At 44.5% G+C, this 15,357-nt stretch carries 10 protein-coding genes; 6 read left to right on the forward strand and 4 right to left on the reverse strand.

Annotated elements, in window-relative coordinates; translation table 11 throughout:
• The first annotated feature begins 30 nt into the window (after positions 1–30).
• From MNY66_RS11565 to MNY66_RS11580, 4 genes are read left to right on the forward strand one after another with little or no spacing between them, the layout of a single operon-like run.
• Positions 31–915, forward strand: coding sequence for an OmpG porin family protein (locus MNY66_RS11565; RefSeq protein ID WP_047255925.1), 885 nt, complete (start codon positions 31–33; stop codon positions 913–915).
• A 27-nt stretch (positions 916–942) separates the two neighbouring features.
• Positions 943–3,108, forward strand: coding sequence for an autotransporter family protein (locus tag MNY66_RS11570; RefSeq protein WP_241500898.1), 2,166 nt, complete (start codon positions 943–945; stop codon positions 3,106–3,108).
• Between the two features lie 9 nt (positions 3,109–3,117).
• Entirely contained in the window at positions 3,118–6,186 is a 3,069-nt protein-coding gene (locus tag MNY66_RS11575; RefSeq protein WP_047255923.1) for a chondroitinase family polysaccharide lyase, read from the forward strand.
• Positions 6,187–6,240: 54 nt separating this feature from the next.
• A complete protein-coding gene (locus MNY66_RS11580) occupies positions 6,241–9,282 on the forward strand; it encodes a chondroitinase family polysaccharide lyase (RefSeq protein WP_420915524.1) in 3,042 nt (1,013 codons plus the stop codon).
• 362 nt (positions 9,283–9,644) lie between these two features.
• On the opposite strand, the gene MNY66_RS11585 is transcribed toward MNY66_RS11580, so the two are convergent.
• The 3 genes from MNY66_RS11585 to MNY66_RS11595 all read right to left on the reverse strand — a co-directional run bounded on the left by MNY66_RS11585 (position 9,645) and on the right by MNY66_RS11595 (position 11,997).
• Positions 9,645–10,268 (reverse strand): bifunctional 4-hydroxy-2-oxoglutarate aldolase/2-dehydro-3-deoxy-phosphogluconate aldolase, encoded by a 624-nt coding sequence (locus MNY66_RS11585; protein WP_047255921.1) that lies wholly within the window; start codon positions 10,266–10,268, stop codon positions 9,645–9,647.
• A gap of 10 nt (positions 10,269–10,278) precedes the next feature.
• Positions 10,279–11,214: a 2-dehydro-3-deoxygluconokinase gene (gene kdgK / locus MNY66_RS11590; protein WP_241500900.1), complete on the reverse strand. Its 936-nt coding sequence runs from the start codon at positions 11,212–11,214 to the stop codon at positions 10,279–10,281.
• A gap of 144 nt (positions 11,215–11,358) precedes the next feature.
• Positions 11,359–11,997, reverse strand: a complete 639-nt coding sequence (locus MNY66_RS11595; protein WP_047255919.1) for an RpiB/LacA/LacB family sugar-phosphate isomerase — start codon at positions 11,995–11,997, stop codon at positions 11,359–11,361.
• A gap of 546 nt (positions 11,998–12,543) precedes the next feature.
• Here MNY66_RS11595 and kdgR point away from each other — a divergent pair.
• Positions 12,544–13,326 carry a DNA-binding transcriptional regulator KdgR gene (gene kdgR, locus MNY66_RS11600; RefSeq protein ID WP_241500901.1) on the forward strand — a complete coding sequence of 261 codons (783 nt, stop codon included), beginning with the start codon at positions 12,544–12,546 and terminating at the stop codon, positions 13,324–13,326.
• 136 nt (positions 13,327–13,462) lie between these two features.
• Here the strand turns inward: kdgR and MNY66_RS11605 are convergent, their stop codons facing one another.
• Positions 13,463–14,497: a LacI family DNA-binding transcriptional regulator gene (locus tag MNY66_RS11605; RefSeq protein ID WP_241500902.1), complete on the reverse strand. Its 1,035-nt coding sequence runs from the start codon at positions 14,495–14,497 to the stop codon at positions 13,463–13,465.
• Positions 14,498–14,728: 231 nt separating this feature from the next.
• Here MNY66_RS11605 and MNY66_RS11610 point away from each other — a divergent pair, with 231 nt between their 5' ends.
• Positions 14,729–15,172: a PTS sugar transporter subunit IIA gene (locus MNY66_RS11610; protein WP_047255916.1), complete on the forward strand. Its 444-nt coding sequence runs from the start codon at positions 14,729–14,731 to the stop codon at positions 15,170–15,172.
• Positions 15,173–15,357: the final 185 nt, after the last annotated feature.

Raw genomic sequence — 15,357 nt, forward strand, 5'->3', positions numbered from 1 at the left:
CACAGCGAAATATAGACTTGGATATAAATCATGAAAAAACTTGGTGTTGCTGTTCTATTACCTTTATTCAGCCTTGGATTATCTTCATTTAACGCTAATGCTGCTAACGTTAATGCAATGTTATCATGGGAATCAGCAGATTACGAAACCTCAAATAACTATTCGGGGTACCGTGTTGACGTCAATATTAACCCAGATAAATCTAACTGGTATTTTGATGCGGGTTTCCGTCAACGCAAACATGATAATGACAACCGATTCCAACGTTACGATTTACAAGGCAGTTATCGATTCAAATTAAATAACGGCTGGATCCAACCAGGGTTAAAAGTCCGTCAAGATTTAACTAATTTTCAAAATGGAAACCGCACAACGGTTGATTTCTATGAATCCAAAACCAATTATCAATTCCCAATTAATGAAAAATGGGTGCTGTCTGGTAGCGTATTATTTGGATTACAAAAGAAAGAAGATAAACGTGGAACCAATATTAATAATACCGATTATCTTAGCTGGGAAATTGAACCCGGACTGCGTTATTTCATTACCCCTAATATAAATACCACGGTAGCTTATTTTGATGGCGGTAAACAAGCGACTCGCCATGATGAATACGACACCAAAGAAACTAACCATAACCAACAAATTCGTATTTATGCTAACTGGAATACCCCGATTGGATTAGTTATTTCTCCGTCCATGCGTCGTTCTATTTTAGGAAAAATTGATGATAGAACCAATAAAGGCGAACGCATTGAAAAAGATATGACACGTTATACCTTACAACTGGGTTATCAAATTAATAATCAATGGCGTGTAATGACCGAATATTATAACGAGAAAGTTGATAATAAAAATAATGGCACATCTTCTACCCAAGATTATTTTAAAGTCGCTATAAGAACGACTTTTTAATTAATACCCTATTCGTGGAGTTATATTATGAAAAATAAAAAACTATTATTACTGAACATTGCTATTTTATCGGCGCTATATAATTCAGCGTGGGCCGCACAATGCGATCCAGAAAACCAGATTTGTGAAACCATCAATGTTGAAGAAGGTAAAAATGCCCAAATAAATAAAGATGTCATGGTGTCTAAAGGCAATGCGGTTCAATTTAATCCATCCAATACTTCATACAAAGCCCAAGCGATTACTAATAATATTACCGCGACAGAACAAGGTGCTAATGCCATTTATATTGCTAAAGGAGCGTCATTTGGTAGCAACATCAATTTAAATGGAGCGCAGGTAACCAGTGAAAATGGCACCGCGATTACTATTGATGGCGATTTTGAAAAAAAAGGCACCGGTGTTTACATCCGTGACGGCGCCGTAGTACGCGGCAACACTGCCGCAATTGATTTCAGAAATAGTGCATCGGCATTTCGTAGCGATGTCAACGGCGAAATCCATGGCGATATTCTAGGCAACGGGCACGCAGATAATAAAATTAACTTTGCATATCAAGGCGGCACGGCTAACGCTTTATTTGATGGCTATCAAATCACTGGCATTAAAACCATCGAGAACCACGGAGTATTAACCGTACAAGGGAAAGACCGAACCGTTAACTGGGACAGCAATTACTTAAACAAAGACAATACCACCTTAATTTTTCGCCTCGATGATGACACCAATACTGATGAGACTATTTTACATATCAGCGGTGATGTTACCTTTAAAAAAGGCAGCCAAACTAAACTCGATTTTAAAGGCAATGATATCGAAAATATCATCAATAAAGATATTGTCTTACTCGAGTCAGATTCTAAAATCACCGATGAAGGTGGTGTTACCGTAACCGACGCAAATGCAATTAGCCCTGACGCCTCCCCTCTACTAGAAAAAACCGATTCTTGGTTAGAAACCACCCCGCCAGTGATTAGTGGTGGCGTGACTGGCAATAAACTGGTCGCTCGTTATGGCGTAAATTATCAAGGTGGCGATAAATTCATCGCATCTGCGGCTGAAGGGGGCGCAAGTCAAAATGCGCTGGCAACCGCTAACTTCGTGGTGCCGACCGTATTAAATGAATTTAATAACACCCGCAGCCAAGCGTCCAATCAAGCCTTGAGCCTGTTAGTTGCAGCGGGTAGCGAGGCCAACAGCATTGCCGCACTGAGCAACGATATGACACCGACCGCCGATGGCAGTGAGATCCAAGCGGGGCTAATGATGGTGCAAGAGATGCGCGGCAATGTAAATCAGCGTTTCTTACGCTATGACAATCAGTTGCCGATTGAAGAACGTGATGCCGGCTGGAATAGCTGGGTAAATACCCTGTATGGCTACGGCTCTCAAAGTCAGCAAGGCCAAGTCAACGGCTACAATATCAACCGTTTTGGTATCCAACTGGGGGCGGATCAAGAAATTAATAATGATGCGCTGATTGGTTTTTCGCTGGCCTACAGTTATGCCCAAGCCGATGCTGATAAACGCAGCCATACCAAGGATATCAGCCATGTTGAATTTATGCCTTATGCCGGTTGGTACAGTGACGGATTATTCATTAACGGCAATGCCAACATCGGCTATTTTAAAGTCGACAGTGAACGCAAAATTGGCGCGGATACAGGCTGGAGCGGCAATACCAAAGCCAAAGGCGATTATTCTGGCGTACAAACTGGCTACCAACTGAATGCCGGAATGAATTTCGACCTCGATATCGTGCACATTAAACCGATGCTGAGCTACCAATATCAATGGATAAATATTGATTCATGGGAAGAAACCGGCTCGGCGTTATCAATGAAAACCTACAGCCAACGTTATGCGGTTAATCAACTCGGGGGCTCGGTGTCTTTATGGAACAGCTATCAACTCGACTACGGAAAACTGACCCCAACAGTTAACCTTGGATATTACAAAGCGCTAGGCAATGAAAACAAAATCAACCAGCGCCACAGCCTGACCTACTTTAATACCGGTAAAGAGACATTTGATATCGTGGGTAATACCGTCGGTGGCGATGTCTTTAATAGCGAAGTTGGGGCTAATTTGGATATGAATTCCCGGTTAAATGTCGGGGCGAAACTCGGATATCACCGTTATGACCAATTCAATGAAGCGGTGGTGGGTGTTACTTTAAGTCAACGGTTCTAAGGGGACAGCATGAAACCTGCATATCGTCTTAGCGCAGTTGCCGTCTGTGTCGGGCTGCTAAGTGCTCCTTACTCGGTACTCGCGGCAACCGATCAACCGGCCTATTCTGCCGACAATATCTTACGTTCAGAAATTTACCATTTTGAACAAGCTAACCCTCTCGCGGATTTTTCGGCCAGTCAAGGCTCAAGCCTCGAATTAACCGATAAACGCAGCATTATGGGGAACCACTCACTGCTGTGGAATTGGCAACGAGGCAGCAGCTTTACGCTCCATAAAAAAATCATCGTGCCAACGGATAAACAAGCGTCTAAAGCCTGGGGGCGTGCTTCTACACCCGTATTGTCTTTCTGGATTTATAACGAACATCCGATTAATGATTATCTCACCGTAGATTTAGGCGAGAAACTAAATAGCACCAACGAAGCGCAAGCCGGCTTTAAAGTAAAATTAAATTTCACCGGCTGGCGCGCTGTGGGGGTGTCACTCAACAATGACTTAGATAATCGTGAAATGACCTTAAATGCGGTTAATTTAAACTCTGATGATACGCCACGCTCGATTGGTCGCAAACTGGGCAAAGAAGTCGATAGTATCCGCTTTAAAGCCCCGTCGACAGTAAAACAAGGGCAATTTTATATCGACCGTATCATGTTGTCCGTCGATGATGCGCGTTATCAATGGTCTGATGATCAGGTTAAAACGCGCATTAGTGAGCCGGAAATTAACTTTCATACGGTCACTCCGCAGCTCGCCGTCACCCCGGAAAATCTAACCGCCGTCGAGACTATTCGCCAACGGCTGATTAATGAGTTTGTCAACGGGGAAACCGAAAGCAATTTAGCGGTTGAAATCAACGTTAATAAATTAATTCAGGCATTTGATGCGCTACATATTGAACGCAAGGCAGATGGCACACTGCGGGGACGCCATTTAATTACCGAAAAACAGGTGATTATCTACCAGCCGAACTCACTCAATCCACAGGATAAAGCCTTATTTGATCATTACGTTATTCTAGGCGATTACACCACCTTAATGTTTAACATCAGCCGAGCCTATGTATTGGAAAAATCGGCAGCGCAAAAAGAAAAATTAAAACAGATGTATCTGTTAATGACAGAGCATTTGTTAGATCAAGGATTTACCAAAGGCAGCAGTTTAGTCACCACTCACCACTGGGGATACAGTTCTCGCTGGTGGTATATTTCGACGCTGTTAATGTCTGATGCGCTAAAACAAGCCCACTTACAAACTCAAGTTTACGATTCATTGCTTTGGTATTCGCGTGAATTTAAACAGAGTTTCGATATGAAAGTCGGTCCCGGTAGCTCCGATCTGGATTATTTCAACACCTTATCACGCCAACATTTGGCCTTATTAATGTTGGAGCCGGACGATCAAAAACGCATTAACTTAATCAACACCTTTAGCCATTACATTACCGGCGCCTTAGCGCAAACCCCGCCGGGCAGTAAAGATGGATTACGCCCTGACGGTACTGCGTGGCGGCATGAAAGCAACTATCCGGGTTATTCCTTCCCGGCGTTCAAAAATGCCTCTCAGTTAGTCTATTTACTGCGTGATACCCCGTTTGCGGTAGGTAAAGCCGGGCAAGAAAACCTGAAAAAAGCCATGGTGGCGGCCTGGATTTACAGTAATCCACAAGTCGGGTTACCGCTCTCCGGTCGTCATCCCTTTAATCCGCCGTCACTGACCAGCATTGCCCAAGGATATTATTGGCTAGCGATGTCAGCCCAACCGGCGCCGGATAAAACGTTGGCGGCGATTTATCTGGCGATCAGCGGAAAATCGGCGCAACAAGCGCAACAGATTTTTGGTCAAACTATCGAACCCGAAAAACTGCCACAAGGCTATTATGCCTTTAACGGCGGTGCGTTTGGTATCTATCGCTGGCAGCAAAAAATGGTCACGATGAAAGCCTTTAACAGCAATGTTTGGTCAGCGGAGATCTACAATAAAGACAACCGCTATGGGCGTTATCAAAGTCACGGCGTGGTGCAGATTGTTAATCATGGCGACCAAGAAAAACAAGGTTATCAACAAGCCGGTTGGGATTGGAACCGCATGCCGGGGGCAACCACTATCCACTTACCTTTGACCGAACTTGATAGCCCGAAACCGCATACGCTAATGCTACGCGGCGAGCGCGGTTTTAATGGGGTGTCGGCCCTACAAAATCGCTATGGCGCGATGGCTTTTGATTTGCAATCACCTGCCGATCTCGAACGCTTTGATCCCAAATTTAGCGCCAAAAAAAGTGTCCTCGCCGCAGATAACCATCTGATTATGCTGGGCAGTGAGATACGCAGTAGCGACAAAAAAAATCCGGTAGAAACCACTTTATTCCAATTGGCGATTACCCCGCAACTGAATGCCGTGTGGATCAACGGACAAAAAGTTGAACAGTTCCCTTATCAAACCAGTTTAAAATCAGGCGATTGGTTGATTGATTCTGATGGCAATGGATATTTGATCACCGGGGCTGAAAAGGTTCAATTAAGCCGCCAACAACAGGTTTCGGCTGAAAACAAAAACCGTCAACCGACCCAAGGGAACTTTACCTCGGCTTGGATAAACCACGGCACGGCGCCGCAAGATGCCAGCTATGAATATATGATTTTCCTTGATGCAACGCCTGAAAATATGGCTCAACGTGCCAAACAATTTAACAGCGGCAAGCGCTTCTATCAGGTGCTGAGAAAAGATAAAAACGTACATATTATTCATGATAATCAAAGCCAAGTAACCGGTTATATGTTCTATCATGCCAGCGCCGTCGATGATAAATGGCTCAAAAAAGTCAACCAGCCATCCATCATTATGGCTCAGCCGCAAGGTGATAAGCTGGTCGTCAGTGCTGTCACGCCAGATTTGAACATGACTCGCCAAAAAGCCGCGACGCCTGTCGCTATTAACGTGGTGCTGAATGGAAAATGGCAGCCGGCAGATCAGTCCGCCATGATTGAAACTCGGATCAGTGGAGACACCACCGAGCTGTTATTCAGCAGTTACTTCGGTATTCCTCAGGAAATCAGCCTGAACCCGCAACCTTAATATCGCCATACAGGAACGGTAGCCCTACCGTTCCTGTATTTATTTAGGATAATTATCATGAAAAAGACAGCACTATTCAGTGCGTTATCGCTCATTTTTCTCGCTCCTGCTTATGCCTCGTCACTGCCTTCGGTCGCCCATGAAACATTTGGCGATGTCTATCTGTTTGAGCAACAACTGCCAAACACCTTATCGACCCCCCAAGGATCATCACTTTCTCTCGACCGCCAACAGAGTAAAGATGGCGAACAATCATTAAAATGGCGCTATCAACCCGGGGCGACACTCAGCATCAACAGTCCGGTGACGTATCAAGACCGTGCCGACACATCGACGCCATTAACTTTTATGTTATGGATTTATAATCCGCAGGCTATCGATACCCCGTTAACCTTCCGTTTTATGCAAAATAAACAACCAGCTAAAACCTTTAAGGTCGGGATGAACTTTAGCGGCTGGCACGGCATTGCGGTGCCGTTTCGCGATATGATCGGCGAAGCGCGTGGAAAATTTGATGCCTTACAGATTATCGCCCCCGATCACGCCGGAACGGTTTTTTTTGACCAGTTGATCATGAGCGTGCCCGTTGATCAGCGCTGGCCGATCCCCGATGATTCCATCCCGTTCGTCAATAACGCAGTCAACACCATGGTGAGCAAAAACTGGAGTGCGTTGCGAATGTACGATCAAATGTTCCAGCAGCATTATCCCCAACTCAATTTCAAGGTTGCATTTCGCGATGACCAACCTGAAACCGCCGAGATTTATCGGCGCTTTGATGCTTACCAAGGCGCAAGTGAAGATAAAAAAGTCAGCCATGAAATGGTAGAAAAGAATTTAGCCCAATGGCAAACCTTTAATATTCAGCAACAAGCCGATGGCACCATTAGCGCCAAACCGCTCGACCATCCAAACCGCCAGCATTTTATGAAAGTGGACGGAGTATTTAGCCCTGACACTTTAAAGGCCCTTACCGATGCCAATATGCTGCGCGATATCGGTAAAACCCTGCTACAAACCGCCCTTTATTTACGCAGTAATCAACTGTCAGCGTCCGACCGTGCGCAATTAGAAGCCGCCTACCTGCTGGGTACCCGCTATGTACTAGAACAAGGATTTACCCGCGGTAGCGGTTATCAAATTATTACCCATGTTGGCTATCAAACCCGAGAGCTATTCAATGCGTGGTTTATTGGTCGCCATGTGCTGGCACAACATGGGTTATTAGCGCCGACCCAGCAAGCTATGATGTGGTATAACGCGACCGGGCGTATTTTTGAGCCCGACGACAACATCGTCGATGCAAACGTTGATATCCTCAATACTCAATTACAATGGATGGTGAAAAGCCTATTGATGCTGCCAGACGTCGCCCAGCGCCAAGCGGCACTAGCGCAATTGAATACCTGGTTAAATAAAACTATTTTACGCTCTAAAGGCGTCGCTGGTGGGTTTAAATCTGACGGCTCTATCTTCCATCACTCCCAACATTATCCGGCCTATGCTAAAGACGCATTTGATGGATTAGCCCCTACCGTCTACGCCCTCAGTCAATCCCCGTATCGATTGTCTGAGCCTGCGCATACGCGTTTAAAAGAGGTGCTACTCAACATGCGAGTGTACACCAAAGAGAGCCAAATACCGATTGTACTCAGTGGCCGTCACCCAACGGGGCTGCATAAAATCAGTGTGGCACCGTACCAATGGATGGCCTTAGCCGGAACGCCAGATGGGAAAAAGTCGGTGGATCCTGATTTAGCGGCAGCTTATGCTCGCTTGCAGAATTTGCCTCAATTTGAAGGGATCAGCGCTGAAAATGAACCCTCAGGGGCGTGGGCGATGAACTACGCTTCAATGGCGATTCAACGCCGCGCCTCCTCGCAAGATCAACAAAAATCTTGGTTAGCTATCGCTCGGGGTTTTAGTCGTTATTTAGTCGGTAACGAAAGCTACGAGAAAAACAACCGCTATGGTCGTTATTTGCAATACGGACAACTTGAAATTATCCCTGCTGATTTAACCCAACGAGGCTTTAGCCATGCGGGATGGGATTGGAACCGCTACCCGGGAACCACCACCATCCATCTGCCTTATCCTGAGCTAAAAGCCAAATTAAACCAGCTACCGGCGGCGGGTATTGAAGAAATGCTGCTTTCAACCGAAAGTTATTCTGGTGCCAATACCCTCGGCAATAACAGCATGTTCGCCATGAAACTGCATGGGCACAGTAAATACCAACAGCAGAGCTTACGCGCTAATAAATCTTATTTTATGTTTGATAATCGGATCATTGCCTTAGGCTCAGGCATCGAAAATGACGATAGCGCTCATGCCACAGAAACCACCCTGTTTCAATTTGCCGTTCCGCAGCAACAGGCTATCTCCGTGAATGGTCAACAGATTACCGCACTGGATCATCCGCTCCATTTAAATCAACCGAGTTTATTAATCGATCCTGCGGGTAATCTGTATTCTGTTCCGCATCAGCAACGGTTAACCGTGACCTATGGTCAACAGCAATCCGTTGATGATCGCAACGATAAACCCACCGAAAATAGAATCGCCACCGCCATTATTGAACATGGAAAAGCGCCTAAAAATCAGAGCTATGAATACGCGGTTGTGATTGAAGCAGACCAGCCACAAGCACCTGAGTATCAAGTTATTCAACAGGATAACCGCGTGCATGCGGTTAAAGATGGGCTAAGCCAACAACAAGGATACGCCTTCTTTGAAGCCGCTAACGTGGCTTCACCAGAGGCGACGGTGATCGCCAGCGACGCACCGGTCATGGTGATGGTGAACCCGCAAGATAATCGCCTCAGCCTCAGCGTGGTTAATCCTGATTTGAATTTTTATCAAGGGGTCGAGCCCGATCAGGTCGATGCTCAAGGGCAACAAGTCGAAGTCAGTATTTATTCGCGCCCCTGGTTGACGGCCAATTCTCAGCCGCAAACCAGTACGCTGGTGATCAATGGCAAATGGCAACTAGCCAAACCGCAACCCGGGGTGAAAGTCACGCAGCATAATGACACCACCCAAATTACCACCACCACGACCGAAGCCAAGCCTTGTGTGATTGAACTGATTAAATAATCGCTGGAGCATCGACGCATAATGCCATTCAATCGATGTTAGACGCTAGAAAACCTCGCGCTGAAACAACATGATACAGCGCGAGGTTTTTAGTTTTCAGCCGCTAAGCGCCACGCAGTTATTGCCACTATTTAAAAACCCAGCCTTAAAAACACAGCCTTAGAAATACGGCTTTAGAAACACAGCGTTAGAAACACAGCCTTAGAAATACAGCGTTAGAAATATAGCCTTAGAAATACAGCGTTAGAAATATAGCCCCATTGATCATCCCCCCGCAATAAAACCAATAAAGCCCGAACACGTCGGGCTTTATTGGGCGCTATATATACCGCCGGTTTAATAAAAGGTATTTCGCCAGCAGATTATACCGCGGCAGCGGCTTCAGTGACTAATTTAGCCAATGCGTCCCATTGCTGCGCTTCAATCAATGCCGTCGGCACCATCCACGAACCGCCACAAGCAATCACCGATTTCAACGCAAAATAAGCTTTAACATTCTGTAAATCAATGCCGCCAGTTGGCATAAATTCGACCGGATACACCGCGCTTAATGCTTTGAGCATCGGTAACCCGCCTGAAGCTTCCGCCGGGAAGAATTTAAACACTTTTAAATCAAATTCCATCGCCTGTTCGACCAAACTCGGGCTATTAATACCAGGAATAATTAATATATTTTTTTGCTGACAATACGCCACAACGTTAGGATTAAACCCTGGGCTGACCACAAAATCCGCCCCTGCTGCCATCGCTTGATCAACCTGCGCGGGGGTTAATACCGTGCCCGCACAAATCAGTAAATCCGGGTATGCCGCACGCATATTTTTAATCGCTTGCGCGGCAGCAGGTGTCCGGAAAGTCACTTCGGCGCACGGTAAACCATTTTCAATCAGCACTTGAGCTAAAGCAACAGCATGCTCAGCATGGTTAATCGTAATAACTGGGATCACTTTAATTTGTTTTAATTTTTCATATAACGCGGTATGCATTTTCGATTCCTTAATGAGGGGTTATCTCAGGCATGGCAGCGGTTGGAATAATGGCTCCCTGGTGTTGGATAACCACTGAGGCTAAATCATGCCCGGCTTTTGCCGCTTGTTCTGGGGTTCCGCCCGTGACCCGCTTGGCTAAATAGCCTGCGCTAAAAGAATCACCGGCCGCCGTGGTATCAACCACTTTGTCCACTTTATTGGCCGCAACGACCCATTTGTTATTATTAATAATTACATAGCAGGGTTCAGAGCCCCGCTTAATCACAATTTCTTCAACGCCGAGCGCGCGTGCGCGTTCTATCGATTGTTGTTCTTGTTGATCGCCGTACAACAATTTTTCATCATCAAAAGTTAAAAAAGCCATATCTGTCAGTGCCAAAATACGGGCATAAGCCTGCTGAGCTTCAGCGATCGATGACCATAATTTAGGCCGATAATTGTTATCAAACGCAATTTTTGCACCGGACAATTTTGCCTGCGCAAGCAAGCTAAACAACAGGTCTCGTTGGGCTGGCGGTAAAATCGCCAAGCTGATCCCACTGAGATAAATCATATGCTGCTGGCTTAAAAGCTCGCCCGTCTGCGCGGCTGTCTCTGCGGTTAACCAATATTTGGCCGACGAATTATCCCGCCAATAAAAGAAACGGCGCTCACCGTCTTGTGCGGTTTCAATCAGGTAAATCCCCGGCAGTTTATCCTGTAAAATAAACACATTATCGGTATTAATATTTTCTTGCTGCCAGCTTTCGAGCATTTTGCGACTGAAAGGATCTTCGCCCAACCCCGTGATATATCGGGTGGTTACCCCGTGAGCCGAGGTCAAACGAGAAAGATATAACGCGGTATTTAGCGTATCACCGCCAAACCCTTGCCTATATCCCCCCTCGCCTTGCTGTAGCTCAACCATACATTCACCAATCACAGCAATATGATTTATATTCATTTAAATCACCTATTTTGGCTTTTATTCAACCTAGTTAGATAAACGTTATCTATTCCATAAAGTCGGTTTTCAAATCAGTTTATCTGTGTTTCTAAGCGGCCAGTCCGGCAACCTAGAAACAACAAATCATCGATGATTAGGCGATTATGCTAATAAAGAACGCACATAGTCGGCAATTTCTGGTTTCTGGCAATGGGCAAAGAAACATTCTTGGAAACGCTCGCCAGACACCGCTGTTTTAACCAGTGACTGATCAATAGCACGCAGACTGTCCAGATAATCATCTTTGACTATCGCGGCTTTAACTTGATTCAAAATAGCCGCATTGCATTGTTGCGGCTCAGCACGCTCAATCGGATACCCTTGACCGCGCTCACCGGTGAAGGCTTTTTCAAAGATATACTGCACATTCAATTCCGCGCCCCAACCAAAACCTTTCGCGAAAGCCAGAGAAATAGCATTACCGTTATTGATTTGATTAAACAGGAAAGCATCGGAAGGCTCTAAACAGTAACCACAGACCACTCCCGGATGAATGTTCAATGACATCAATGCGCCTTGCCCGGTACCACACCCCGCCACCACAAAATCAACCGCCTTAGAATTCAATAACAGGCTCGCCATAATTCCTAAATGAATGTAGGTCAGATGATGATCTTGCTCATCGCTCATCCCTACGTTAAATACTTGGTGGCCTAATGGGGTCGCAACTTGTTTTAATTGGTTGATGATGATTGGGTTTTTCGCGGCTTGGCTATTTTCCATCATTAATGCAATTTTCATTCTTTACTCCAAATCAGTTAATTAAAATAATCGGCTATCTTAATACGATAAAAAGTTTTGCTGACTGAGACGATTTCTAAGATGTTGTAATTTTAATAGATTAACCTTCCCCCTATTATTTAGGATTAGGTTAATTTACTCGTTATAAATCAAATATTTGCCAGCCAAAATAGCTAAAACATAGCTAAAATATAACTAAAAAACAGCGAGTTAGTGCTGTTAAATTAGCGACCATGAGTCATAAAATTGCTACATTCTGCTATCATCACGTAAATTAATAGCTAGGGTGGCCAAAAAAACACTCTATTTGCCTTTATCGGGTGATAACCACTGACACCTATAAAATTGAAACCACGTTTCACTTTGCTCATTAGATACTATTTCAAACATGAGATCAAACATAATTGAAACAGCAGTTCATTTTTATTATTAATTGCAAATTTATTAATAAAACAACGGCAACTATTTGCTAATATAGGGTAAATAGTGAGAGAAAAAATCTGCTCATGGCAATCGCCCCCCCACATCTGGCACTACGGAGGTTTTATGGATAAATCAACACAGCCTGAATCAGTATCTTCAGTATTAAAAGTTTTCAGCATACTAAGTGCACTCAGCGAGCAAAAGGAAATTGGCGTTTCAGAGCTGTCGCAACGCCTTATGATGTCAAAAGCCACCACCTTTCGTTTTTTACAAACCATGAAATCTTTAGGCTACGTGGTACAAGAAGGTGAAGCCGACAAATACTCATTAACCATGAAATTATTCGAGTTAGGTTCTAAATCTCTGGAATATGTTGATTTAATTGAATTAGCTGACAAAGAGATGCGTTATATCTCAGAACAAACCAATGAAGCCCTGCATTTAGGCTCATTAGATGAAAACTCGATTATTTACATTCATAAAATTGATTCTGGCTATAACCTGCGTATGCAATCGCGTATTGGTCGCCGTAACCCGCTTTACAGCACCGCGATTGGTAAAGTGTTATTGGCCGAAAGAAGTGAAGAATTCATTCGTAACACATTAAAAGATGTCACCTTTATTAAAAATACTGCAAATACCTTAGAAAATGTTGATCAATTGCTCGCTCAATTAGCGCAAGTCCGTGAACAACATTTTGCTGAAGATATTGAAGAACAAGAACTGGGATTAAGATGTATTGCTGCGCCCGTTTACGATAGGTTTGGTCGTGCGATTGCCGGGTTATCGATTTCTCTGCCCACCATTCGCTATGATCAACAACACCAAGATTACTATGTCGATATGCTAAAAAATGCGTGTCGTAATATTTCTGAAAAACTCGGATTCCATAATTATCCCGAGTAAATATTATTCTTTCTATAACGCATAGTTTTTTATCGTCTCGCGGTGCTTCGCTTATCGGCCACCCGCGCTATTGAACCCGGCGGATCCCCTGAGCTTATAGCCTATTATCACTAATAACCCGATGATAATAGCTGGCTCAGGCACTTTGCCGGGGTTCGAACCGATAAGGGAAAATAATCTCTTCTCGCAAAGTCGGACCCTCTTCATTTACCGGCTGACTTAACCATTTGGTCAATTTTTTACCGGCTTCCCGCCCTATTTTACGATAATCAATACGGATCGAGGTTAATGTCGGCTGAATGTGATCACAATTCTCGGTCCCCTCAAGACAAGCCACCGCTAAACTGGCCGGAATTTTTAATAATCGCCGTTGGCATTCAAACATAATCCCCAACGCAATCACTTCATGGCTACAAATTACGCCATCTAATTCAGGCTGACGGGTTAACATTTCAGTAATCGCTTGCCGACCAAATTGCATACTGGCCGCATACGGCGTAGTAATGCTCTGCTCGGCGCTATGATAATGATGCAGCATGGCTTTCGCCCAGCCACTTAATTGCTGATTTTGCAATTTATTATCCATTTGCGCGCCAATATAACCAATATTTTTATAGCCTTTATCCAGCATATATTTCGCTAAAAAATAAGCGCCATCTTCGATATTGCTATCGATATTTAGCGATGGCTGATGGTAATAACCGGCAATACTAATAATCGGAATATGGGTATTTAATAGTTCCGCCGTTGATTTTTCTGACACCAAATTACCAAAGATCACTAACGCCGCCGGATTGGCGTGTAATAACGTATTTAAGACTTCCAATTCTTTGTGTTGATTATATTCATGGCAGCCAATTAATACCTGATAATTATTTTGGTTAAGGATTTCCTGCAACGCTTGTAAAAAGGTGGCGCTCGAATGATCGGTTAACGAAGGCACCAGCACCGCCACATTGCGACTGACCCCTGACGCCAACATTCCCGCAGCCAAATTAGGTACATAGCCTAATTCTTCCACCGCTTGTTCTATCTTTTGCCTTAATTTATCTGAGACTAACTCCGGGGTACGCAACGCCCGCGAGACGGTCATGGAGCCTACTCCCGCATGTTTAGCCACGTCTTGTAACGTTACCCTGCCTGTATTGCGCCGTTTTCTTACTTTTTCCATAAAATAATCATTTCATCGTATCGTGAGCCATTAAGCGGATTATAGCGTATTTACCCTTGCAGAGAGAGCTGACACTGTGTCGGGTTTATCGATAACCAGCAAATAAATTAGCGCAGAATGATAGCGCTATCACAATTTCAATAAATCACTCTAGATAGCGCTACCATTCCTGATTACTATCATGGGAAATCATCATTTAACCTAATCACCGAATCACTGCGGGAAAAGAAGATGCTAAAGACACTCCTAACAGCCGACGTCATCCAAGTTCTACCCAGCGCGACAAACTGGCGAGATGCGGTGACTCAATCCTGCCAGCCATTAATTAATAATGGCTCAGTTCAGCCACAATATGTAGAGGCGATTATTCAGTCCCATGAAGCGATTGGTCCTTATTATGTGTTAGGTCCCGGTATCGCGATGCCGCATGCACGCCCTGAAAATGGGGTTAACAAGCTGTCACTCGGCCTGACAGTGATCCAACACGGGGTTAATTTTGATGCCGATGAGAACGACCCCATCAAACTGTTATTTGTGCTGGCCGCTACCGATAGCGATAGCCATGTGGGAGCTATCTCTCAGTTAGCGGAATTATTTGATAACCAAGAAGATATCGACCAATTAATCAATGCCGCGACTGTCGATGATGTTTTAGCGGTGATCAGTAAATACTAACGGCGGCGACTCTAGTTGCACCGTATTAATCAATATTGACACTGAATATTGACACTGAATATTGACACTGAATATTGACTCTAAATATTGACACTAAAGATTAACACTGTCTTGGCGCGCGGTAAGCGACGCAACGACAAAGTACAACCACCAGCGATTATTTAGCCGCTAGATCTAGCCGCTAT

Source organism: Moellerella wisconsensis, from assembly GCF_022592395.1.
Classification (GTDB): Bacteria; Pseudomonadota; Gammaproteobacteria; order Enterobacterales; family Enterobacteriaceae; genus Moellerella; species Moellerella wisconsensis.

What these genes read in the sequence shown, in the direction of transcription:
- MNY66_RS11565 (WP_047255925.1), top strand. Translation starts at nt 31, where the DNA reads ATGAAAAAACTTGGTGTTGCTGTTCTATTACCTTTATTCAGCCTTGGA.
- MNY66_RS11595 (WP_047255919.1), bottom strand. Translation starts at nt 11,997, where the DNA reads ATGAAAATTGCATTAATGATGGAAAATAGCCAAGCCGCGAAAAACCCA.
- MNY66_RS11605 (WP_241500902.1), bottom strand. Translation starts at nt 14,497, where the DNA reads ATGGAAAAAGTAAGAAAACGGCGCAATACAGGCAGGGTAACGTTACAA.
- MNY66_RS11575 (WP_047255923.1), top strand. Translation starts at nt 3,118, where the DNA reads ATGAAACCTGCATATCGTCTTAGCGCAGTTGCCGTCTGTGTCGGGCTG.
- MNY66_RS11585 (WP_047255921.1), bottom strand. Translation starts at nt 10,268, where the DNA reads ATGCATACCGCGTTATATGAAAAATTAAAACAAATTAAAGTGATCCCA.
- MNY66_RS11570 (WP_241500898.1), top strand. Translation starts at nt 943, where the DNA reads ATGAAAAATAAAAAACTATTATTACTGAACATTGCTATTTTATCGGCG.
- kdgK (WP_241500900.1), bottom strand. Translation starts at nt 11,214, where the DNA reads ATGAATATAAATCATATTGCTGTGATTGGTGAATGTATGGTTGAGCTA.
- kdgR (WP_241500901.1), top strand. Translation starts at nt 12,544, where the DNA reads ATGGATAAATCAACACAGCCTGAATCAGTATCTTCAGTATTAAAAGTT.
- MNY66_RS11610 (WP_047255916.1), top strand. Translation starts at nt 14,729, where the DNA reads ATGCTAAAGACACTCCTAACAGCCGACGTCATCCAAGTTCTACCCAGC.